A 20,550-nucleotide genomic window follows, 5' to 3' on the forward strand; every position below is an offset into this window, starting at 1 on the left:
CCAGGAGGCCGATTCATGGGTGCAGGTGTCCTTCATGCCCGGCGTGGGCGCCTGGGGGCTCGATCTGGACGGTGCTGTGCTCGATGCCGTGCCGCTCGGCGACCTCGTGGACCCGGGAGAGCAGATCGGCGGCGGGCGCGGGCGCCACCAGATGCGCCGTGAGGTTGTGCTCGCCGCTGGTCACGCTCCAGACGTGCAGGTCGTGGACTTCCCGCACCCCGGGCAACGCCGCCAGGTCGGATCGCAACTGATCGAGGTCCAGGCCCTCGGGCACGCCCTCCAGCAGCACGTTCACGCTGGCCCTGAGCAGGGTCCAGGTGCGGGGCAGGACCCACAGGCCGATGAGGGCCCCCAGCACCGGGTCGATCCAGGTGAGGCCGGTGAAGCGGATCAGCAGCGCCCCGACGATCACGGCCACCGAGCCCAGCAGGTCGCCTATGACCTCCAGGTAGGCGGACTTCACGTTGAGGCTGTCCTGGCTGCCGCCGACCAGGATGCGGGCGCTGATGACGTTCACCAGGAGCCCCAGCACCGCGACGACGAGCATGGAGGTGGTCTGGACCTCGACCGGCTCGCGCAGGCGGCGGTAAGCCTCGAACAGGATGTACAGCCCGATGGCGAAGAGCGCCCCGGCGTTCACGGCCGCCGCCAGAATCTCCGCCCGGCGGTAGCCGAAGGTGCGTCTCCGGTCGGCCGCCCGCTGCCCGAGGCGGATGGCGAACAGGGACAGGACCAGGGCCATCACGTCGGTGAGCATGTGCCCGGCGTCGGAGAGCAGGGCCAGGCTGCCTGAGAGGAAGCCGTAGATGACCTCCACGACCAGGAAGCTGCCGGTCAGGGCCAGGGCGAGGGTGAGCTGGCGGGCGCTCGCGTTCGCCCCATGGCTGTGCCCGTGCTCACTCACGGGAACCCTGCAAGGCCGTCAGAATCCGGGGGCGCTGGTCGTCGAAGGGGCCGTAAAAGGCCTGCTCGCCGATCAACGTGACGGGGGCGATGCGGACGTTTGCCTTGGCCTGCATTTCCGCCACGGCTTCCGGGTCCCCCCGCACGTTCTTCTCGGTGAAGGCAGCGCCATGGTGGGTCAGCAGCCGCTTGACAGCATGACAGTCCGCGCAGTTCGGGACGGTGTAGAGCGTGATCTCGGGCATGGCTCAGGCGCGGGTGGGGGTTGGGGCGGCGGTGACGGTGCGGGGGGCGGCGGGACCGCTCCCCTTCCAGCGCAGCAGGCGCAGGGCGTTGGCGGTGACGATGGCGGTCGCGCCCGTGTCGGCCAGAATCGCCATCCAGAGGTTGGTATACCCCAGCAGGGTCGTGACCAGGAAGATCGCCTTGAGGCCCAGCGCGAAAGCGATGTTCACCTTGATGTTCTGCATGGTCGCCCGCGACAGCCCCACCAGGTCCGCCACACCGGTCACCCGCTCACGCAGCAGGGCCGCGTCGGCGGTCTCCAGGGCCACGTCGGTGCCGCCGCCCATCGCAATGCCCACGTCCGACTGGGCCAGGGCGGGCGCGTCATTGATGCCGTCCCCCACCATCGCCACGCCCCCCTTCGCCTTCAGGTCCGCGATCAGGCGCAGCTTGTCCTCGGGCAGCAACTCGGCCCGAACGTCCATCCCCAGGTCGGAAGCGATGGCCTGCCCGGTGCGGGCATTGTCCCCGGTGAGCATGACGGTCTGGACGCCCAGCCCGCGGAGCTGCGCGACGGCCTCCCGGGCGTCGGGCCGCGGCTCGTCGCGGATGGCGATGACGCCGAGGGGGGTCGGCCCGTCCAGCAGCACCACGGCGGTTCGCCCCTGCTTCTCGAAGGCCTCGATGGTGGCGCTCAGGTCGGCGGGGAGGGTCGTCAGGGTCGCCGCGTGGCGGGGCGAGCTGACGCTCAGCGTTCGGCCCTCGACGGTCGCCGTGACCGCCTTGCCGGGGAGGGCCTGGGCGTTCTCGGCGGCGGGCAGGGTGAGGTGGCTCCCCTTGGCAGCGTCGGTGATGGCCTTCGCCAGCGGGTGGCTGCTGCCCGACTCGACCGCGGCGGCCAGGCGCAGCACCTCGTTTCGGTCCTGCCCCACCACGTCGGTCACGCGCGGCTTCCCGGCGGTCAGCGTCCCGGTCTTGTCGAACGCCACCGTCTTCACGCTCCCGATGCTCTCCAGCGCGGCGCCGCCCTTGATCAGCAGGCCCCGGCGGGTCCCGGCGCTGATCCCGCTGGTGATGGCGGCGGGGACGCTGAGGACCAGGGCGCAGGGGCAGCCGATCAGCAGCAGAGCGATGCCCTTGTACAGCCACTCGTGCCACACGCCCCCGAACAGCAGCGGGGGCACCAGGGCCACCAGGGCGGACACCGCGACCACGCCCGGGGTGTAGTACCGGCTGAAGCGGTCGATGAAGCGCGCGGTGGGCGCCTTACTTCCTTCCGCCTCCTCGACCAGGTGGATGATGCGGGCGATGGTGTTGTCGCTGGCCGCCTTGTCCACCCGCACGGTGAGCACCCCATCGGTGTTGATGCTGCCCGCGTACACCGTGTTCCCGGCGCTCTTGACCACGGGCACGCTTTCTCCCGTCACCGGGCTGTCATCCAGGTTGGAGGTGCCGCTCAGGATCGTGCCGTCGGCCGGGACGCGGCCCCCGGGGTTCACCTGCACGGTCTGCCCCACCGCGAGCGAATCGGCAGGCACTTCACGGGTCCCCTGGCCTTCCACCAGCAGGGCGGTCTTGGGGACCAGGGCGGCGAGCGCCTGAATTCCGGCGCGGGCCCGCCCGGCGGCGATGCCTTCGAGCAGCTCCCCGACCGCGAAGAAGAACACGACGACGGCGCCCTCGGCGGCCTCCCCGATGAGGACCGCGCCGACGGCGGCGAGGCTCACCAGCGTGTTGATGCTGAAGTAGTCCCCGAAGCGGGCGCTGGCGACCGCCTTCTTCGCCAGCGGCCAGACCCCGAGCAGGGTGGCGGCGACGAAGCCCCAGGTGGCGAACTGGGGCTCGATGAAGCCGAACAGCCAGGCCAGCGCCAGCAGCACGCCGGAGGTCACGACCAGCTTGCCCTGCCCGGTGGCGTACCAAGGCTGACCGGGCGTGGGGGCCTCGTGGACGTGCCCGTGCTCGCCGTGGGCGTGGTCCTTGGGAGCGGCCTCCGACATCGGAGCCGTGGGCGGATTCAGCAGGGAGGGGGTGTACCCGAGGGCCTGGAGGTTGCGCTCCAGGGTGGCGCGCTCTGTCTGCGTCTCGTCGAGGTCCAGGCGGAGCGTCTGCTTGTTGAAGCTGGTCCTGACCTCCTCGGCGCCGGGGAGCGTGGCGATCATGCGCTCGACCTTCTGAACACAACTGGCACAGTCCATGCCGTCCACGAAGTATTCGAGCCTCGAGCGGGGAGCACTCATGCCCCCACTATACCTGAGCGTCTGCTCAGGTATCGAGATAAAACGTGGAGCCTCCTCCATCGGGTGAAGGTCGCGCCTGCCGGGTTGGCCGGGAGGAGGGTGCCGCCCAGGGAGGTCAGACCACGACGATGGGAGCACGGATTCAGGAGCACATGCCGATGATTTGCGCGGACGGGCACCCGCATGAGGAGGTGGACCGGGTGGACGGCGAGTACCTCAAGCTGACCAAGGATGACTCGGGGACGCACCATTGGCTCCCACTGAGCGCGGTGGATCATGTGGACGAGCATGTGCACCTGAACCACGAGCAGGTGCATCAGCAGTGGCTAAGCGAGGACCCCATCCCGAACACCGGCAGTGAGCCAGCCGTGACGGGAGGGGGCAACTCCAGGGTTGCTCGTCTCCCTTTCCCCCGCCGCGCCCATGGAGGTCACGCCTCACAAGGCCCTGCCCGGTGGGCGCGAGGTCAAAACCGCACGCCGATCCGCCGGGCACTCTCCCACAGCGCCTCCCGGGTGAAAGGCCCGGTGTGCTTTTCCCGAACCACTCCGCCAGCATCAATGAAGTACGTCTCGGGAATTCCGGCGACCCCATAGTCGATCGCCGCGCGCGACTGACGGTCAACCACGCTGGGATACGGCACCGCGAACTCCCGCACGAAGCCCTGAGCAGCGTCGGGCTGGTCCTGAAAGGTCACCCCGACCAGGGTGAGGTTGCGCGCTGCCCGCGCGAATTCGCCCAGCAGGGGCGCCTCCTCCCGGCAGGGAATACACCAGGAGGCCCAGAAGTTCACGATCACCGGGCCGCCGAGGTGGTCGCGCAGCCGGAAGGTCTGGCCGTCCAGCGTGGTCAGTGTGAAGTCCGGGGCCGATTTCCCGATCAGAGGGGACGGGGGCGCGCCGCTGGGGCGCAGCAGGGCCGCCGCCAGCACCGCCACCAGCAGGGCCGCGAGCACCGGCGGCAGCCAGCGCCCCAGCGGCCGCGCGGGCGGCCGGGACTCAGTCGGGGAGACGCTCTGGCGCACGGTTCTTGTACCGTTCGATGAAGTCCACGATCCTGGCCTCGTCCAGCGTGTCGAGGGTGTACAGCCGCCGCCAGGCGGTCAGGGCCAGCGGGACCTTCAACCGTGCGTTCGGGGCGACGACCGTCTTGTTCGGATAGCGCTTCTGAATCGCCTCCAGTACCCCAATGTCCCCCTTCAGCAGCGACGGATGGTACTGGATCACGATACCGCCGTGCTCCAGGTTGTGCACGAGGGCCTCGGGCGCAACCTCGTACACGAAGGTGCCCCAGGGCTGCGGCTGCTCGACATGCCAGCCGCTCGTCGCCGGGAAGGAGTTGTAGGCCGGGTGCTCGGCCCCCGCGGCGATGTGCTCCTGGCCCTGGTTGGGAAACGTCTGCCCCAGCTCCCCCGGGGCGCCGCCGGAACGGGCCCACCAGGCACCCCCCACCAGCAGCAGGGCGAACCCCCCCGCCAGCACGGCGGGCCAGGGGCGGCCCCCCGGCCGTGCCGGGGAGACCTTCCCACCGGACATCCTGTTCGTGTTGGTCATAGCTCCAGGCTACGCGGCCCATGTTCAACTTCTGTAAAAGGCGGAGCGTGGCTCTGGCTATGGGCGCGTCGGACGCGGCGCTGGATCAAAGCTGAACAGGAGTGTGCGACCAAGGCGGCCGGGGAAAGCCTCTCCCCTGGCCTTTGGTGGAGGATCACCCGTGGCCCATGCCGACCGTGTTTAGCCGCTATACGACCGGGTCGCCGCCCAATGCTGTTGCGGTCGCGCCTCCTCGCGGGGGCGTGCCGCGACGTGCTGGACCTCGGGGTGGGCACGGGTGCGACGTTCACGCATGGGCCCCGACCTCAGCGGTGGGACGCTCCGCAAAGCGCGCCCCAAGGCCCTGCCGTTCCCGACTCGGCGCGGCTCTTCGCGGAGCTGCGGCCGGGCGGACGGCTGCTGGCGCTTGTCCGCCCCCTCACCCCCGGCTGGGCCGGGCGGCCGACCTGATGTCTTCGATCACGTGGTCGGCTGGCATCCGAACCGGCGCACTCCCGAGCGGCTGCGCGCGGCTGGCTTCCCGGTGGAGGTGCGGGAACGCCGCCTGCTCGGCCTCCTCGTGACGCCCGCCGCGCTTCCCGTCCCGGCGGGCCGCGGACCCCTGCGCCGGGCGCTCATCCGCGCGCTCCTGTTCGTCTCCGGGACGGCCTTCGTTCTCACTAGCGCCCGCGAGATGGTGCAGATGCCGCCCTTTCGCAGCGGGGCCTGGTCCCCGCCGCCGGGGTCCCGTGCGCCGCCCTCGCGCTGAACCACCGGGACGCCGGGTGAGGGGGTGGCACGCGCCCTGAAGTGGTGGGCGTACAGCGGCCAGATGCCACTCGTGCCTGACCTGGGCGTGGGCGTCGCCACTCGCGGTGTTGACCCTCGCCACCTTCGAACCCGGGCGGCACGCCGGTCGGTGCCCTCCCTGGCCGGACACCTGGGCGGTGGTTCCTGGCCCCCAACGTGAGGCACGCCGGGACGCACCCGGCCAAGGACCTGGGAGAACAGGCCAGCTGTGCCCCGGCGTGACCTGCTCGCGGTCAGAGCAGCCAATAGACAAAGCTGTCGTACAGCCCGGCCAGGACGAACACGGCCCCGGCCACCGGCGTGGCGTGCCGGTGGCCGCGCTGGAGAGCACCGACGTACGGTGGCCGCCCGCTGGCCGTCGCCCGGGGCAGGAATGCGACCAGGACGAGCAGGGGAAGCGTCATCCCCAGCGCGAACGCGGCCGGGTACAGCGCGCCCAGCGGCGCGGTGAGCGCCAGCGGGAGGGTCAGGCCGAAGTAGAGCAGGAAGAGCGTCGGGCAGAACGCCAGGCTGAAGGCCAGACCCAGGAGGAACGCGCCCAGCGTGCCGCGCCCCCCCGGGCGCGTTCCTCCAGCCGCCCCGCGAGGCGCGTCCCGAGGGTGACGCGGGGGCGCAGCACGCCGACCATCGCCAGGCCCACCAGGACCATCAGCGGGCCCAGCACCCGCCGAACGCCGGTGAAGAAGTTCCCGGGGGCCGCCAGGGTGCCGCCGAAGGCGGAGACGGCCACGGCGCCCAGCGCGAGGTACACCAGCACGCGCGCCCCCATGAAGGCCAGGCTGCGCGGCCAGGCCCCCCCGCGTGGCCGTCCCGCGCGACGTAGGCGAGGGTCGCCGCGCCGGTCGAGAGCTGGCAGGGCGCGGTGGCGGCCAGCAGCCCCAGCAGGAACGGCGTGAGCAGCGAGGCGCCTGCCTGGAGGCGCAGGGCGGTGACGGGACCCGCCAGGGCGGCGTTCAGGGTGCCGCTGCGGCGATACAGGTCGAGGGCGGCCTCCCGCAGGACCGGGGAGATGGTCGGCCACGCGAGGAAGAGCGCGGCGACGAGGGTGCCCGCCGCGGCGAGCCACCAGCGCGACCTCACTGGCTCCAAGTCTTCCCCCCGTCCACCGAGCGGTACAGGAGGCCGCTCTCACCCGCGGCGTACAGCCTCGTCTCGTCCCGCGGGTCGGCGGTGACCAGCAGGGCGCCCTCGGGCAGCCCCAGGTTCATCCAGCTCGCGCCCCGGTCCTCCGAGCGGGCCACGCCAGCCGGACCGGCGAGGTACACATTGCCGCTCACCGGGTGAACGTCCAGGCCCAAACCCGCCGCCTGCGGCGCGTCCCCGGCCCGTTGCCAGGTCGTGCCGTCGTCCGAGACGATCAGCCCCTCACCCATGCTCAGGGCATAGAGCCGCGGGGTCTCCCCCGGACCTGCCGCGAGCGCCATCACGCCCGCCGTCTCCGGGGACACGAAGCGCCAGTCCTGCCCGTTCTCCGTGCGGTAGAGGCCCCTTCCGGCGATGTTCGCGTACCACACGCCGGGTCGACCCGGCAGGGCCACGAAGCCGTGAATGTCCGTGCCCGGGAGGGTTCCGAACCCCGCGTCCTGCCAGGTCGTCCCGCCGTCCCGGCTGACCTTCAGCACGTCATGCCCGGCCATGACCAGGGTGCCGCCCGCCGCCGGGGCGAGCGCCATGGCGTCTCCGGCACCGTCGGCGGCGCCCCAGGTCCGGCCCCCGTCCGTGCTGACCGAGACGCCCGCATGCTGCCCGTACAGCAGGCGGCCATCCGGGAGGACCCGCAGGGCGTGGAAGTCGCCGCTCAGCCGCCCTGCGGCCCGAACCCCAGCACCCTGCGTCTGCCACCACAGCGCGCCGCCCAGCCCGGCCGCGACCAGCAGGGCCAGGGGCAACGCCGCGCGGCGCCCGGTGCGGGGGGCGTGACGGGTGTTCGCCGTCATGTCACGCCGTCCCGGCCATCCCCCGAGCAGGCGCGGGGGGAACGGAAAACACCGCCGGGCACAGGGCGACTCTCCAGTTCGGGCACATTCCCAGACATTGCACGGACCTCACCCTACAGAAGCTCTGTTCAACTTCGGTAAAGCCCGGGAAAAAGCCGGAGGACGGGGCCCCGCCCCTGCTGGTTCCGGTTCAGCGGTCCGCCCTCCCGGGCGGCTCTGCGGACTCCACCCGGATCAGCGGCGTCTTGCCCAGCGCGGTCCGGGAAAGTTGCTCCACCACCTCCACGCGTACGTCCGGGGAGATCACCCCCCGCCTCTCCAGGGCGGCGGCCACGTTCGCCTCGACGCTCCCCGGGGTCAAGGTGGCCCCGGGGCCGGTGACCCGCACCCGAACGGCCGATCCGGTGAGCACGACCTGCCACTGGCTGACCGGCACGGCATCCATCAGATCGTGGAAGACATTGGGGTGGACCGTCACGACGGTCCCCCTGGCGCCGGGCAAGCGCAGGACCTCTTCCGCCCGGCCCTCGATGGCCGTGAGGCGCCGGTACGGCATGCCGCAGGCACACCTGCCCGTGTCGAGGCGGACCCGGTCTGTCAGTTCATACCGGATCAGGGGCAACGTGCGGCTGAACAGCACTGAGACGAGCAGCCGCTCGCCCGTCTCGCCCGGGGGCACGGGCCGGTGGTGCGCATCGACCACCTCGATCACGAGGAGATCCTCGTACAGGTGGAGCCCGTCGTGATGCGCGCACTCCCCGGCGATCCCGGCCGTCTCGGTCGCGCCGTACTCGTTGAAGGGGCGCTTGCCCCACGCGCTGGTGATGCGGCGCCGCGCCTCACCGGTTAGCACCTCCGACGCCGTGAGGACGGCCCTGGGGCGGATGTGCAATTCACCCGACAGTTGGGCCCCGGCGAGCTGGTGGGCGGTCCCGGCATAGGCCACCAGCCCCTCGGGCTGCCAGGCATTCAGCGCCGCGACGAGTTCGGGCAGGGGCTGGTCTGCGTCAAGGCGCAGGGTGGGGACCAGGGGACTTTGAACGCTCGCGCCCACGCTGGCGGACTGGTGCCAGGGGTGGGTGGTGCTGACCACCGCGAGGCGGGGATGATGCGTGAGATCCGCCCGGATGCCGCTCCAGGCGTACATCCGGGCATAGGAGGCGAGCACCCAGGACCACTCCTCCCGGTTGAACAGGAACAGTCCGGGGTGCCCGGTGCTGCCCGCCGTCGCATTCACCTGGTACCGCCCCAGGAACGGCTTCCCGCCGCCTGGGGCAGCCAGGTGGGCGCGGACGTCTTCCAGGTGCACGGCGCGGTCGGTGACCAGCTCGTCGTACCGGCTCATCAGCTCGCTCTTGGTGAGAACCGGCAATTCATGCAGCGGCCGGTCTTCGAGCCCCTGGTGGAAGCGCCGGTAGAACGGCGAACGGGCGAGCGCGAAACGCCGCAGCGTGGCGAGCGCCCGCTCCTGATGGCGTTCCAGTTGCTGGCGGCTCCAGGCGTCATGGGTTCGCAGGGTTCGCCGCTTGAGCAGCACCTCTGCCAGCAGCCGGGCATTCATCCCGTCGCCCCGCGCCGCCGGGTCTGCTGCAGGTGCCTCCCACGCCTCTGCCGGCCGCGTCTCCTCATCTGGTGCACCTCCCGCCCCAGCTTGGTGTTCCTGGGTTACCGGGCCGTTACCGCGGGTTCCGGGCCGGACGGGCAGAGGTGCCAACCACCCGTGGAAGCGCCGGGACCGGCGAACCCGCTGCCCGTTGGCGCGGGCACGCGTGGTCAGTTTCCGCCCCGACCGCGATGGAAGGAAAGCCCAGGACACCACCATGTGCCGCTTTGCACAAGCTTTACATGTCCGCCCTAGCATGACCTCGGGCCAAGCACGGCACGGCCAGTCCGCAGTGTCTGGATGGCTTCCAGGCCGCGCCCGGCCACCCGGAGGATGCAATGTCTACACGTATGCTGCAAGTTGTTCCGCTGCTGGGGTTATTCCTGGGCGTGTCCGCCGCGACCACCCTGGGCGGAGGAGGGGCGCCGGACGTGCGCGGAAGTGTCTGGGTCGCGGATGAGACGACCGGGAGCCTGACGGTGATCGACGCCGCCACCCGGCGTGTCCAGGCCACCCTGACTGGGGTGCCCTCCCCGCACAACGTTCAGCTCGCCCCAGGTGGCAAGAGCGTTTGGGCCGTGCTCGGCGAGCAGGCGCGGGCGGTCAAGATTGACGCGGCCAGTTACCGGCTGCTGGGCAGCGTTCCGACCGGGACGTCCCCCGCCCACGTCATCGTCAGCCCTGACGGGAAGCGCGCCTACGTCACAAATGGTGAGGACGGCACTGTCACCATTATCGACGCGGCCGCGCTTCAGCCTCTGGCGACCGTGAAGGTGGGCGCGCACCCGCACGGACTGCGCCCCAGCCCGGACGGCCGGTGGGTCCTGGTGGCGAACACCGGCGGGAACAGTGTGAGCTGGATCGACGCCCGGGCGTCCCGCACGGTCGCGGAGGTCCCGGTGGGCCAGGCCCCGGCACAGGTGGCGTTCGCCCCGAACGGCAAGGTGGCGTACGTGACGCTCCGCGACGAGAATGCGGTGGCCAGGATCGACGTCGCCACCCGGAAGGTTCTCGGAAAGGTGCGGGTGGGTCCCGGGCCGATCCAGCTCACCGTGACGCCGGACAACCGCTTCGTCCTGGCGGCCAACCAGGGCACCCCGGAGCGCCCCGGCCAGACCCTGTCGGTCATTGACGCCGCGAAGTTCAGCGTGGTGGCGGACATCGCGACCGGCGCGGGCGCCCACGGCGTGACGGTGGACCCCACCGGGCGCTTCGCGTACGTCACCAACACCTACGCGAACACCCTCGCGGTCGTGGACCTAGCCACGCGCCGCACGGTTGCCCGGGTGCCGACCGGGAAGGGGCCGAACGGGGTGAGCGTCTCGCCCCTCGCGCCAGCCCCGGGGGGCGTCCGTGACCTGGGTCTGCGCCAGGTGGAGCCGAGCACCGGCGGGGAACACGAGAGCCACCACTGAGAGGGCGCCCCACCCACCGGTGGAGCCAGCCGCCTCTTCGTCCGCATCCCGGACCCCTGCACACCCCAGGAGCAGCCATGACGCCCCTCACGATCGGGAAACTGCGCGGCCTGCAACGCCTCGCAACCCGGGAAGGGCTGTTGGTGATGAGGGCCCTCGATCACCGCGGATCTATCCAGCGCATGATGGGCCCCCGTCACCCGGAATCCGGGGATGCCGCGCGCCTCACTGGGTACAAGCTGGACCTCACCCGCGCCCTGGCCCCGGTGTCCGTATGGGGCGGCGCAGGGCATCGCGGTGGAAGCGCTGCCGGGGAACACGGGCCTACGGGTCGGCACGGAGGCCACCGGGTACAACGACGACCACGGGGCGCGGCTCACCACGTTCCACCCGGGTTGGAGGGGGCAGCCGATCCGCCGGATGGGCGCGGACGCCGCCAAGCTGCTGGTGTATTACCACCCGGCCCGGGAGAACGCCGCAGCGCGTCAGCGGGAGGTGACGGCCGCGCTCATCGCCGCCTGCCGGGAGGAGGACCTGCCCGCCCTGGTCGAGCCCGTCGCCTCCCCCGGCGCACCGCGAGACGAGGACCCGGCGGGTGTTTGCCCGACGTCAGGCCGAACAGGTGGTCCGCGGCGCCCAGGACCTTCCCGCGCTGGGCGTGGACGTGCTCAGGGTGGAGTTTCCCGCCGACCCGCGCTTCGTGCAGGACGAGGACTGCATGCGCGAGGTGTCCAGCGCCCCGCGAATCTTGCTGTCGGACGGCGTGCCCGTCGAGGTGCTCACTTGCCAGGTGGGGACCGCGGCTCAGGCCGGGGCGTGCGGCTGCCGGACGTCCCGTATGGCGGGAGGCGCTGGGCTTGGGGATGAGCGGGAGGGCAGGCATGGGCTCGGCGCCGTGGGGGGCGAGCCCGGCCGCCTCGTGAGCGTCGACGAGCACTGGTGCGCCCGCTCCGGGGTCTCGCCCGCTCCGGGGTCTAGAGAGGGTGAAGCTGTGGCCCTCCTGCTCGACGCGCCGCGGGAGCCCCGACAAGTCCTCGCGGGACGGGTCCCGGACCACCAGGCCGGGGAAGGGGCTCAGCGCAGCTTCAGCCACTCGACAGGGCCCGCTTGGTCCGGCGGCCTAGGCTGGGTCCCGAGGGGCACTCCGCCTCTGACGTTCTGGAAGGAGAGGACCGCATGAAATCAGCCAAGGTGCGGGTGGCCGTCAACGGCTACGGTGTCATCGGCAAGCGCGTCGCGGACGCGGTGAGCGCGCAGGACGACATGGAACTTGTGGGCGTGGCGGATGTGGTGCCGGACTACCGCATCCGTGTCGCGGTCGAGCGCGGGTACCCAGTGTACGCCAGCCTCCCGGAAAGGTCGGGCGAGTTGCAGGCCGCCGGGGTGCCGGTGGCCGGAACGCTCCAGGACCTGCTGGCGCAGGTGGACGTGGTGGTGGACTGCGCCCCCAAGAGGGTCGCGGCCGCCAACCAGGCCGCGTACCAGGCGGCGGGCGTCAAGCCAATTTGGCAGGGGGGGGAGAAGCACGAACTGGCGGGGTACTCGTTCGTGGCGCAGGTGAATTACGAGGGGGCACTGAACCGCGACTCCGCGCGGGTGGTGTCCTGCAATACCACCGCCCTCAGCCGGATCAGCCACGCGCTGCACGGGCGTGGCCTGGCCAGACGCGTGCGGGCCGTGCTGATGCGGCGGGCGACCGACCCGTGGGAGTCGCACCGGAACGGCATGATCAACACGGCCACCCCGGAAACGAAGGTGCCCAGCCATCAGGGACCGGACGCCCAGACGGTGATCCCGGGGCTCGACATCACCACCCTGGCCGGGGCGGGCCCCTACAACCTCAGCCACCTGCACTTCGCGATGATCGAGACGACGCGCCCCGTGGACGTGGAAGAGTTGCGCGCGATTCTGCTGGAAACGCCGCGCGTGGCCCTGGTGCGCGCGGCGGATGGCCTGGAGGCGCTCAACAGCGTGATGGAGTTGATGCGCGACCTCCGGCGCCCCCGCGGCGACATGTGGGAAGTGGCGGTCTGGGAGGACGCCCTGGCCAGCGACGGGCGCGAAGTGTACCTCACTTTCCAGGTGCACAACGAGGCCATCGTGATTCCCGAGAACGTGGACTGCATCCGGGCGCTCAGCGGCACCGAGCCGGACGCGGCGCGGTCCATCGCGAAAACGGACGCCAGCCTGGGCATCACCCGCCACTTTCTGCCCTCCTCCCGGCCACCACGGGTGACGCCGGGTCAAGGAACGCCTGCCGGTTCCAAGGGGGCCGAAGAGCCGACGGCCCCCCGGTGACCCATGGACAGGTCATGGCAGAGGGAAAGCGTGCGGACTGCCAGCGAGCCCCTGACCACCGTGCTCCCCGGACGGGTGCGCTCGCCGGGGGCGGCGTGAACGCACCAGGTTCAGGGGCGAGCCGGACGGGGGAGCGTGTCCGGGTCGGTCGGGTCGCCGACCTGCCCGAGGGTAGCCAGACCAGCGTCCGGGTGGGGGACCAGAACGTCCTCGTCATCCGGGATCAGGGCAGGTTCTACGCACTGCGCAATCTCTGCACCCACCAGAACTTTCCGCTGGAGGGTGGCCCGGTGGAGGACGGCGCGATCACCTGCCCCAAGCACGGGGCAAGATTCGATCTCGAGACCGGCCGGGCCCTGCGGCTGCCCGCCGTGAAGCCCGTGCGGCTCTTTCGCGCTGAGGTCGAGGGGGAGGAAGTCTATGTCTCACCGCTGTAACGGCCAGGTGCCGGTCCGCTTGCGGGACGGCGGGAACGCTGTCAACGGGGGGCCGGGAGCCCTCCCGGGAAGGGGCATTCGCCGTGGTTGACCTCGACACCGTGTTGCGGGTCTGGTTCGTCCTGGCCGCCCTCACCACGCTGTACGTGGCCTGGGACGCCTTTGCCAACAATCCCGAGATGAAGGTCATGAAGTGGGGGTGGGTGTTTGTCACGGCGTACACCGGACCGGTCGGCGCGGCGCTGTACGTGCTGTCCTGTCAGGCCCCTGTCGCCGGGCAGCACCCGGAGTTCATCCGTCCCCTGTGGAAGCAGGGCCTGGGGTCCGCCATCCACTGCCTGGCGGGGGACGCCACCGGCATCATCCTGGCCGCCGCTGTCACCGGGCTGCTGGGGTGGCCGATGGGGTTCGACCTGCTGGCGGAGTACGTCTTCGGCTTTCTGTTCAGCCTGCTGATCTTCCAGGCGCTGTTCATGCGGAACATGCTGGGCGGCTCGTACCTGGCGGCGCTGCGCCGCAGCCTGCTGCCCGAGTTCCTGTCGATGAACGTGATGATGGCAGGCATGGCACCGGTGATGGTCCTGCTGATGAGCCGGGACATGGCCGCGATGGAACCTACCTCGCTGCGTTTCTGGGGCGTGATGTCGCTTGCGGCGGTCGTGGGGCTGGCCTTCGCCTATCCCATCAACGTCTGGCTGGTGAGCGTCCGTTCCAAGGAAGGGATGGGGACCGTCCTGGCCCTCGGGCGGGGCGGCCACAGCCTGACGGCCGAGCGTCACCTCGCTGCCGCCCGTGCGGAACGGCCCCTGGCCCCCGTGCCTCCCGCCAGCCCCAGCATGAAAGGAATGGAATCATGAACGACCGCAACGGCAGTGACCGCAGCGTGGGGCCATCCGGCCCGGTGGGCATGGAGGACATGGGGAGCCCGCCCCGGGTCGGCAGGCCGCAGATGACTGCCGTCACCGTCCTGACGCTGCTCGCCCTGGCGGGAGGCGTGCTGCTCTCGGCCCGGTATGGCGACCTCGGCATGAGGGCCAGCGCCATGCAGAATGGGACGATGCCCGGCATGACCGTGGGAGGAAGCGGCCAGGCCACGCCGGTGTCGCAGCTTCCCGACACGCCCGTCCAGACGCCGACCAAGATGGGCAGCCTGGTGATGCCGCCCGGCATGATCATGACCGCCAGCACGCCGATGGAGGCGATGGCCGACATGGCGGCCGTGGACCTGGGCAAGGTCAGCTCCACCGCCCCCCCGAACGCGCGTGGCGATCAGCCGCTCACGCCCCGGGTCGAGAACGGCGTGAAGGTGTTTCAGCTCGAAACCTCGCTGATCCGCTGGAACATCCTGCCCGGAACGCAGGTCGCGGCCTACGCCGTGAACCGGCAGGTCCCGGGGCCGCGCCTGCGCCTCACCGAGGGAGACCGTGTCCGCATCATCGTGAAGAACACCCTGCCCGAGCCCACCACCCTCCACTGGCACGGCCTGGTGGTGCCCAATGCGATGGACGGTGCGGCGGACGTCACCCAGCCGCCCATTCCCCCGGGCGGGAGCTTCACCTACGAGTTCACGGTGAGGCAGGTCGGGACCTACTTCTACCACTCACACACCGCGGTGGATCGCCAGGAGGGCCTGGGGCTCTACGGGGCGCTGATCGTTGATCCCAGGGACCGGGCGGGCGAGCCGCGGGCAGACGCCGAATACACCCTGCAGTTGCAGGAGTGGACCTTCAAGGACGGCTACACCTTTCCCGCCATGCTCATGGAGGGCCTGCTGCCGAACTTCTTCACCATCAACGGCAAGGCCTATCCCGCCACCGACACCATCCGGATGAAGATCGGCCAGACGGTGAGGCTGCGCTTTATTGGCAGCAACAACAACTTCATCCACCCCATGCATGTCCACGGCGGGCCATTCGAGGTCGTGGCCCGCGACGGCGAGACCCTGGCCCCCTCGGCCCGCTTCCGGGCCGACACCATCAACGTCGGGCCGGGGCAACGCTACGACGTGATCTGGACGGCGCGCGAGAAGGGCACCTGGCTGATTCACTGCCACATCCCCCACCACCTCACCAATGACAACGTGGAGGTCCAGGGGGGTGGCGGCCTCACGATGGCCATCGTCGTGAGCTGAACGGCCGGGAAGCCCGGGGAAAGTTCACCGGGACCGCGTCACCCCCCCGCGGTCCCGGCAGCCGGTGGTGCCTCAGCCGCGCCAGGTCCAGTTCTTTACCTCGGGCAGGTCATCGCCGTGTTCCCGGATGTACGCGTGGTGCTCGGCGAGGCGGTCGCGCATCCGCTGCCCGAAATGCGCCCCCACCTCTCGCAGGCGCGGCACCCGGTTCACCACGTCCAGGGCGAGGTGGAAGCGGTCGAGGTCGTTCAGCACCGTCATGTCGAAGGGCGTGGTCGTCGTCCCCTCCTCCTTGTAGCCGCGCACATGCAGGTTGGGGTGGTTCGTGCGGCGGTAGGTGAGGCGGTGGATCAACCAGGGGTAGCCGTGATACGCGAAGATGATGGGGCGGTCGGTGGTGAAGAGGCGGTCGAACTCCTGGTGGGTGAGGCCGTGGGGGTGCTCCTCGTGGGGTTGCAGCGTCATCAGGTCCACCACGTTCACCACCCGGATCTTCAGGTCCGGGAAGGCCTCCCGCAGCAGGTCCACCGCCGCGAGCGTCTCCAGGGTGGGCACGTCCCCCGCGCAGGCCATCACCACGTCGGGCTCCGCCCCCGCGTCGGTGCTCGCCCAGGACCAGATGCCCACGCCCGCCGCGCAGTGGCGCGCGGCCTCGTCCATGCCCAGCCACTGGGGAGCGGGCTGTTTCCCGGCCACGATCACGTTCACGTACTGGCGGCTGCGCAGGCAGTGGTCGGCCACCGAGAGCAGCGTGTTCGCGTCGGGCGGCAGGTACACCCGCACCACGTCCGCCTTCTTGTTCACCACGTGGTCGATGAAGCCGGGGTCCTGGTGCGAGAAGCCGTTGTGGTCCTGCCGCCACACGTGCGAGGTAAGCAGGTAGTTCAGGCTCGCGATCGGTCGACGCCAGGGGAGGTCGTTGGTGGTCTTCAGCCACTTGGCGTGCTGGTTGAACATCGAGTCCACGATGTGGATGAACGCCTCGTAGCACGAGAACAGCCCGTGCCGTCCGGTCAGCAGGTAGCCCTCCAGCCAGCCCTGGAGCACCTGCTCGCTCAGCAGTTCCATGACCCGCCCGTCCGGGGACAGGTGCTCGTCGGTCGGGAGGACTGGCCCCAGCCACGTCTTCGTGGTGGCCCCGTACACGGCGTCCAGACGGTTCGAGGCCGTCTCGTCCGGCCCGAACAGCCGGAAGTTCACCGGGTTCTTCGCCATCACGTCCCTCAGGAAGGTGCCGAGCACGCGGGTCGCCTCGGCGGTTACCCCGCCGGGCCGGGGCACGGGGACGGCGTACAGGCGGAAATCGGGCAGCTCCAGGGGCCGCAGCAGCAGTCCCCCGTTCGCCACCGGATTGGCCCCCATCCGCCGCGTTCCCCGTGGCGCGAGGGCCGTGAGTTCCGGCCGCAGCCGCCCGCTGTCGTCGAAGAGCTCCTCCGGACGGTAGCTGCGGAGCCACGCCTCCAGGGCGCGCAGGTGATCGGGAGACTCGAACAGCCCCGCGAGCGGCACCTGGTGGGAACGCCAGGTTCCCTCCACGGGGAGGCCGTCCACCTCCCGCGGCCCGGTCCAGCCCTTGGGACTCCGCAGCACGATCAGCGGCCAGTGGGGCCGCGAGGTCGCGCCCTCTTCCCGCGCCGCGCGCTGGATCGCCGTGATGTCGGCCCAGACCTGTTCCAGCGTGGCGGCCATCTTGCCGTGCATCTCGGCCGGATCGTCGCCCTCCACCAGGTAGGGCCGGTGCCCATACCCCGTGAGCAGCGCCTCCAGCTCCGCCCCGTCCAGGCGGCCCAGCACGGTGGGATTGGCGATCTTGTACCCGTTGAGGTGCAGGATGGGCAGCACCGCCCCGTCCCGCGCCGGGTTCAGGAACTTGTTGGCGTGCCAGCTCGCCGCCAGGGCGCCCGTCTCCGCCTCGCCGTCGCCGACCACGCAGGCGACGAGGAGCCCCGGGTGGTCGAAGGCGGCCCCATACGCGTGCGCGAGGCTGTAACCCAGTTCGCCCCCCTCGTGGATGGAGCCGGGCGTCTCGGGGGCCACGTGGCTGGGAATACCGCCGGGGAAGGAGAACTGCTTGAACAGCCGCCGCAGGCCCGCCTCGTTCTGCCCCACTTCCGGGTAGACCTCACTGTAGGTGCCTTCCAGGTAGGTGTTCGCCACCAGGCCGGGGCCGCCGTGCCCGGGACCGGCGACGTACAGCACGCTCAAGTCATGCGCCCGGATCAGCCGGTTGAGGTGGGCGTAGATGAAGTTCAGCCCGGGTGTGGTGCCCCAGTGGCCCAGGAGCCGGGGCTTGACGTGGTCCAGGCTGAGGGGTTCCCGCAGCAGCGGGTTGTCCAGCAGGTAGATCTGGCCCACCGACAGGTAGTTCGCGGCGCGCCAGTACGCGTCGAGCAGGCGCAGTTCCTCGGGGGACAGGGGCGACGGGCCAGGCGGGGTGGCGGAAAGGGCAGGTCGGGGAGTCATGGGGGCCTCCGGCGTGGGAAAGCGGGCAGGTGGGACCGGCAAGGCTGATCCCGGGGACAGCAGGACTGGCGCGACCAGGGTCAGCGGTGGGGGCGTCCGCACGGCGCCGGTCCTCCAAGCCTAGATGGCCTGCCTGAGCGGCACCCGCGTGGGACCTGAGCCGACGCTGAGGGCCTCACGCCGCCTGCACCGCGAACGCTGGGGTGGCCCCCTTGCCCTTTTCCAGCCGGGTGGGGGTCCCTCCTCTTCCAGCGGTGAGGCAGAATGAACGCTGGGGCATGGAACGCATCCTGGTGATTGATGACGACGGGGGGGTCACGGCGGCCCTCAAGCGGGGCCTCACCTTCGAGGGGTACGCCGTGGAGGTGGCCGCGTCGGGCGAGTCGGGCCTCCGCCTCCTGCGGGGCCAGACCCCTGACCTGGTGATCCTCGACGTGATGATGCCGGGGGTGGACGGGCTGGAGGTGCTGCGCCGGCTGCGCGCCGCCGGGGATGACACCCCCGTGCTGCTGCTGACTGCGCGCGACGAGGACCGGGACCAGATCGCGGGGCTGGAGGCGGGGGCCGACGACTACGTCGTGAAGCCCTTTACCTTCGACGTGCTGCTCGCGCGGGTGCGGACCCTCCTGCGCCGCCGCCGGACAGAGCGCCCCACGGTCCTGCGCTGTGCCGACCTGACGCTGGAGGTCGAGGGGCACGTGGTCCGCCGGGGGGGGCGGGTCGTGCCGCTCACCCACCTCGAGTTCAGGCTGTTGCGGGAGCTGCTGGAAGGCCAGGGCCGGGTGCTGTCCAAGCAGCGGCTGCTCGACCGGGTGTGGGACAAGTCGTATTTCGGAGACGTGAACGTCGTGGAGGTATGCGTGAAGCAGTTGCGCCACAAGCTGGAGGAACCCGGGGAAGAGCGCCTGATCCACACCGTGCGCGGCGCCGGGTACGTGCTGCGCCGGGAGTGAGCGCCGCCGGGGCCGGTGGGGGGCCCGGCCGGTCGCGCCTATCGTGGAGGTTGCCCCTGCGCTGGCGCCTGGCGCTGGTGTACGGCCTCGGCTGCGCCCTGGCCCTGTTCGCCTCGGGCCTCCTCAGCTACGCCTTTCACACCCGCAGCCATTACGATGAACTCGACCGCGTCCTGGTGGACCGCGCGCTGCACCTGGCGGCCGAGGTGCGGCAGGCAGGAACGCGGGTGAACACCGATCTTCAGGCTGGGGGCCTCCCGGTCCTGTCCGGCGTGTATGGCCCCGACGGGCGGGTGCGGCGCCGGAGCGCGGCGGCCCCGGCCTTGGTGCAGGCGTCCCCGCCCCAGGTGCTCGCCGCGCCCGCCGGACCCGCCTACGCCGGCGTGGTGGCGCTGTTTCCCCGGCTGACGCCGCCCCCGCCGCACCCGGCCGGGGGTGCGTTCGGGCTGCTGGTCGGGGAGCAGCGCTGGCGGGTCTTCGTGCTGCCCGTGCGCGCGGGGGGCACGGCGCTCGGCTATGTCGAGACCCTCACCCCGCTGGGACTGCTGGACCGTTCGGTCGCCCGGCTGAGAACGGTGCTGCTCGGGGTGGGCACGCTGTGCCTGCTCGGCGCGCTGGCCGCGACCTGGTTCACCGCGGGGCGGCTGCTGCGGCCCCTGGAGGCCATGACGGCGGCCGCCCGCGAGATCGCCCGCTCGCGGGAGCCGACGGCGCGGGTGGCACCGCCACCCCACGACGACGAGGTCGGCGAGCTGGCGCGGACCTTCAACACCATGCTGGAGAGCCTGGAGGAGTCGGCGCAGACCCAGCGCCGCTTTATCGCGGACGCCTCCCACGAGTTGCGGGCCCCCCTGACGGTCGTCCGGGCCAACCTGGACCTGTTGCGGCGCTACCCGGACATGCCGGAGGCGGAGCGTGCGGACGTCGTGCGGGAAGCCGAGCGGGAGAGCGAGCGCATGACCCGCCTCGTCGGCCAGTTGTTGACCCTGGCGCGCGGGGACGCGGGCCTGGGCATCCGGCGGGGACAGGTCGTGCTGGAGGCGCTGGTCCGCGAGACGGTCCAGGAGGCGCAACACCTGGCACGCGGGCAGCGGCTGGCGCTCGGGCCCGTCGACGCGGCGACCGTGGAGGGGGACGGGGACCGGCTCAAGCAACTCCTGCTCATCCTGCTGGACAACGCGGTGCACTACACCCCGCCGGGAGGGCAAGTCAACGTCACGCTACGGCGTGACGGCCCGGCGGCGAGGCTGACGGTAAGCGACACGGGCGTCGGCATCGCCGGGCCGGACCTGCCGCGGGTGTTCGAGCGCTTCTACCGGGGCGCCCCGGCCCGCACCCACCACCCGGGGGGCAGCGGCCTGGGCCTTCCGATCGCCCGCTGGATCGCCGAGCAGCACGGCGGCAGCCTGCGGCTGGCAAGCCGGCCGGGCGTGGGGACCCAGGTCACCTTCGAACTGCCCGTCGCGCCGGGGACCGGACCCGGCGGCCGTTAGTTCGGCGGGCCGTTGCCGGGGAGAGTGAACCCGTGCACCTCAGCCAACCCACAGGAACGGCGCAGCGGGCCCTCAAGGGTGGGCGGCAGACTGGGGGTGACGCCCGAATG

General features: G+C 71.2%; 19 protein-coding genes and 1 pseudogene. 9 read left to right on the forward strand and 11 right to left on the reverse strand.

From position 1 onward, the window contains the following. Positions 1-13: 13 nt before the first annotated feature. Genes E5F05_RS04825 through E5F05_RS04835 form a run of 3 tightly spaced genes read right to left on the reverse strand, consistent with a single transcriptional unit; the run spans position 14 to position 3,368 of the window. Complete coding sequence (locus E5F05_RS04825; RefSeq protein ID WP_103128275.1) at positions 14-904, reverse strand: cation diffusion facilitator family transporter; 891 nt, start codon at positions 902-904, stop codon at positions 14-16. Beyond that, positions 897-1,148 (reverse strand): glutaredoxin family protein, encoded by a 252-nt coding sequence (locus E5F05_RS04830; RefSeq protein ID WP_103128276.1) that lies wholly within the window; start codon positions 1,146-1,148, stop codon positions 897-899. Before E5F05_RS04830 ends, E5F05_RS04825 begins: the two co-directional genes overlap by 8 nt. Before the next feature lie 3 nt (positions 1,149-1,151). Next, positions 1,152-3,368 (reverse strand): heavy metal translocating P-type ATPase, encoded by a 2,217-nt coding sequence (locus E5F05_RS04835; protein WP_129117594.1) that lies wholly within the window; start codon positions 3,366-3,368, stop codon positions 1,152-1,154. A gap of 158 nt (positions 3,369-3,526) precedes the next feature. On the opposite strand from E5F05_RS04835, the pseudogene E5F05_RS22070 reads away from it, so the two are divergent. Next, positions 3,527-3,616, forward strand: a pseudogene (locus tag E5F05_RS22070) (DUF2171 domain-containing protein); the annotation flags it as partial. 218 nt (positions 3,617-3,834) lie between these two features. Here the strand turns inward: E5F05_RS22070 and E5F05_RS04845 are convergent. Both E5F05_RS04845 and E5F05_RS04850 read right to left on the reverse strand, forming a co-directional pair. Then, entirely contained in the window at positions 3,835-4,392 is a 558-nt protein-coding gene (locus tag E5F05_RS04845) for a TlpA family protein disulfide reductase (protein ID WP_235610258.1), read from the reverse strand. Then, complete coding sequence (locus E5F05_RS04850; RefSeq protein WP_103128278.1) at positions 4,367-4,921, reverse strand: thioredoxin-like domain-containing protein; 555 nt, start codon at positions 4,919-4,921, stop codon at positions 4,367-4,369. The genes E5F05_RS04845 and E5F05_RS04850 overlap by 26 nt, the downstream gene beginning before the upstream one ends. Positions 4,922-5,384: 463 nt before the next feature. On the opposite strand from E5F05_RS04850, the gene E5F05_RS04855 reads away from it, so the two are divergent. Then, on the forward strand, positions 5,385-5,669 hold the full coding sequence (locus E5F05_RS04855) for a hypothetical protein (RefSeq protein WP_103128279.1): 285 nt from the start codon (positions 5,385-5,387) through the stop codon (positions 5,667-5,669). Positions 5,670-5,943: 274 nt separating this feature from the next. Here E5F05_RS04855 and E5F05_RS21985 read toward each other — a convergent pair whose 3' ends face one another. The 5 genes from E5F05_RS21985 to E5F05_RS04875 all read right to left on the reverse strand — a co-directional run bounded on the left by E5F05_RS21985 (position 5,944) and on the right by E5F05_RS04875 (position 9,208). Next, complete coding sequence (locus tag E5F05_RS21985; RefSeq protein WP_186805503.1) at positions 5,944-6,114, reverse strand: hypothetical protein; 171 nt, start codon at positions 6,112-6,114, stop codon at positions 5,944-5,946. A gap of 62 nt (positions 6,115-6,176) precedes the next feature. After that, positions 6,177-6,467: a hypothetical protein gene (locus E5F05_RS22075; RefSeq protein WP_425322069.1), complete on the reverse strand. Its 291-nt coding sequence runs from the start codon at positions 6,465-6,467 to the stop codon at positions 6,177-6,179. After that, entirely contained in the window at positions 6,359-6,790 is a 432-nt protein-coding gene (locus tag E5F05_RS21570) for a hypothetical protein (RefSeq protein WP_244944487.1), read from the reverse strand. Before E5F05_RS21570 ends, E5F05_RS22075 begins: the two co-directional genes overlap by 109 nt. Continuing rightward, positions 6,787-7,647, reverse strand: a complete 861-nt coding sequence (locus tag E5F05_RS04870; RefSeq protein WP_103128281.1) for a sialidase family protein — start codon at positions 7,645-7,647, stop codon at positions 6,787-6,789. The genes E5F05_RS21570 and E5F05_RS04870 overlap by 4 nt, the downstream gene beginning before the upstream one ends. 190 nt (positions 7,648-7,837) lie before the next feature. Next, entirely contained in the window at positions 7,838-9,208 is a 1,371-nt protein-coding gene (locus tag E5F05_RS04875) for a phenylacetate--CoA ligase family protein (RefSeq protein WP_103128282.1), read from the reverse strand. A gap of 392 nt (positions 9,209-9,600) precedes the next feature. On the opposite strand from E5F05_RS04875, the gene E5F05_RS04880 reads away from it, so the two are divergent. From E5F05_RS04880 to E5F05_RS04905, 5 genes are all read left to right on the forward strand, one after another. After that, the gene (locus tag E5F05_RS04880) at positions 9,601-10,665 is read left to right on the forward strand and encodes a YVTN family beta-propeller repeat protein (protein ID WP_103128283.1); all 1,065 of its coding nucleotides are present in this window, start codon (positions 9,601-9,603) and stop codon (positions 10,663-10,665) included. Positions 10,666-11,841: 1,176 nt separating this feature from the next. Continuing rightward, entirely contained in the window at positions 11,842-12,963 is a 1,122-nt protein-coding gene (locus E5F05_RS04890; protein WP_129117596.1) for a type II glyceraldehyde-3-phosphate dehydrogenase, read from the forward strand. A 95-nt stretch (positions 12,964-13,058) separates the two neighbouring features. After that, positions 13,059-13,400, forward strand: coding sequence for a Rieske (2Fe-2S) protein (locus E5F05_RS04895; protein ID WP_235610220.1), 342 nt, complete (start codon positions 13,059-13,061; stop codon positions 13,398-13,400). 83 nt (positions 13,401-13,483) lie between these two features. Next, positions 13,484-14,257: a DUF4396 domain-containing protein gene (locus E5F05_RS04900; protein ID WP_235610222.1), complete on the forward strand. Its 774-nt coding sequence runs from the start codon at positions 13,484-13,486 to the stop codon at positions 14,255-14,257. Beyond that, positions 14,254-15,531 (forward strand): multicopper oxidase family protein, encoded by a 1,278-nt coding sequence (locus E5F05_RS04905; protein WP_103127985.1) that lies wholly within the window; start codon positions 14,254-14,256, stop codon positions 15,529-15,531. The genes E5F05_RS04900 and E5F05_RS04905 overlap by 4 nt, the downstream gene beginning before the upstream one ends. 72 nt (positions 15,532-15,603) lie before the next feature. Here the strand turns inward: E5F05_RS04905 and E5F05_RS04910 are convergent, their stop codons facing one another. After that, positions 15,604-17,994, reverse strand: coding sequence for a phosphoketolase family protein (locus tag E5F05_RS04910; RefSeq protein WP_103127986.1), 2,391 nt, complete (start codon positions 17,992-17,994; stop codon positions 15,604-15,606). 278 nt (positions 17,995-18,272) lie between these two features. On the opposite strand from E5F05_RS04910, the gene E5F05_RS04915 reads away from it, so the two are divergent. Both E5F05_RS04915 and E5F05_RS04920 read left to right on the forward strand, forming a co-directional pair. Continuing rightward, complete coding sequence (locus E5F05_RS04915) at positions 18,273-18,947, forward strand: response regulator transcription factor (RefSeq protein ID WP_103127987.1); 675 nt, start codon at positions 18,273-18,275, stop codon at positions 18,945-18,947. A gap of 50 nt (positions 18,948-18,997) precedes the next feature. Then, positions 18,998-20,440 carry a sensor histidine kinase gene (locus E5F05_RS04920; RefSeq protein ID WP_201262708.1) on the forward strand — a complete coding sequence of 481 codons (1,443 nt, stop codon included), beginning with the start codon at positions 18,998-19,000 and terminating at the stop codon, positions 20,438-20,440. Positions 20,441-20,550: the final 110 nt, after the last annotated feature.

It is taken from the genome of Deinococcus metallilatus (assembly GCF_004758605.1).
GTDB lineage: Bacteria > Deinococcota > Deinococci > Deinococcales > Deinococcaceae > Deinococcus > Deinococcus metallilatus.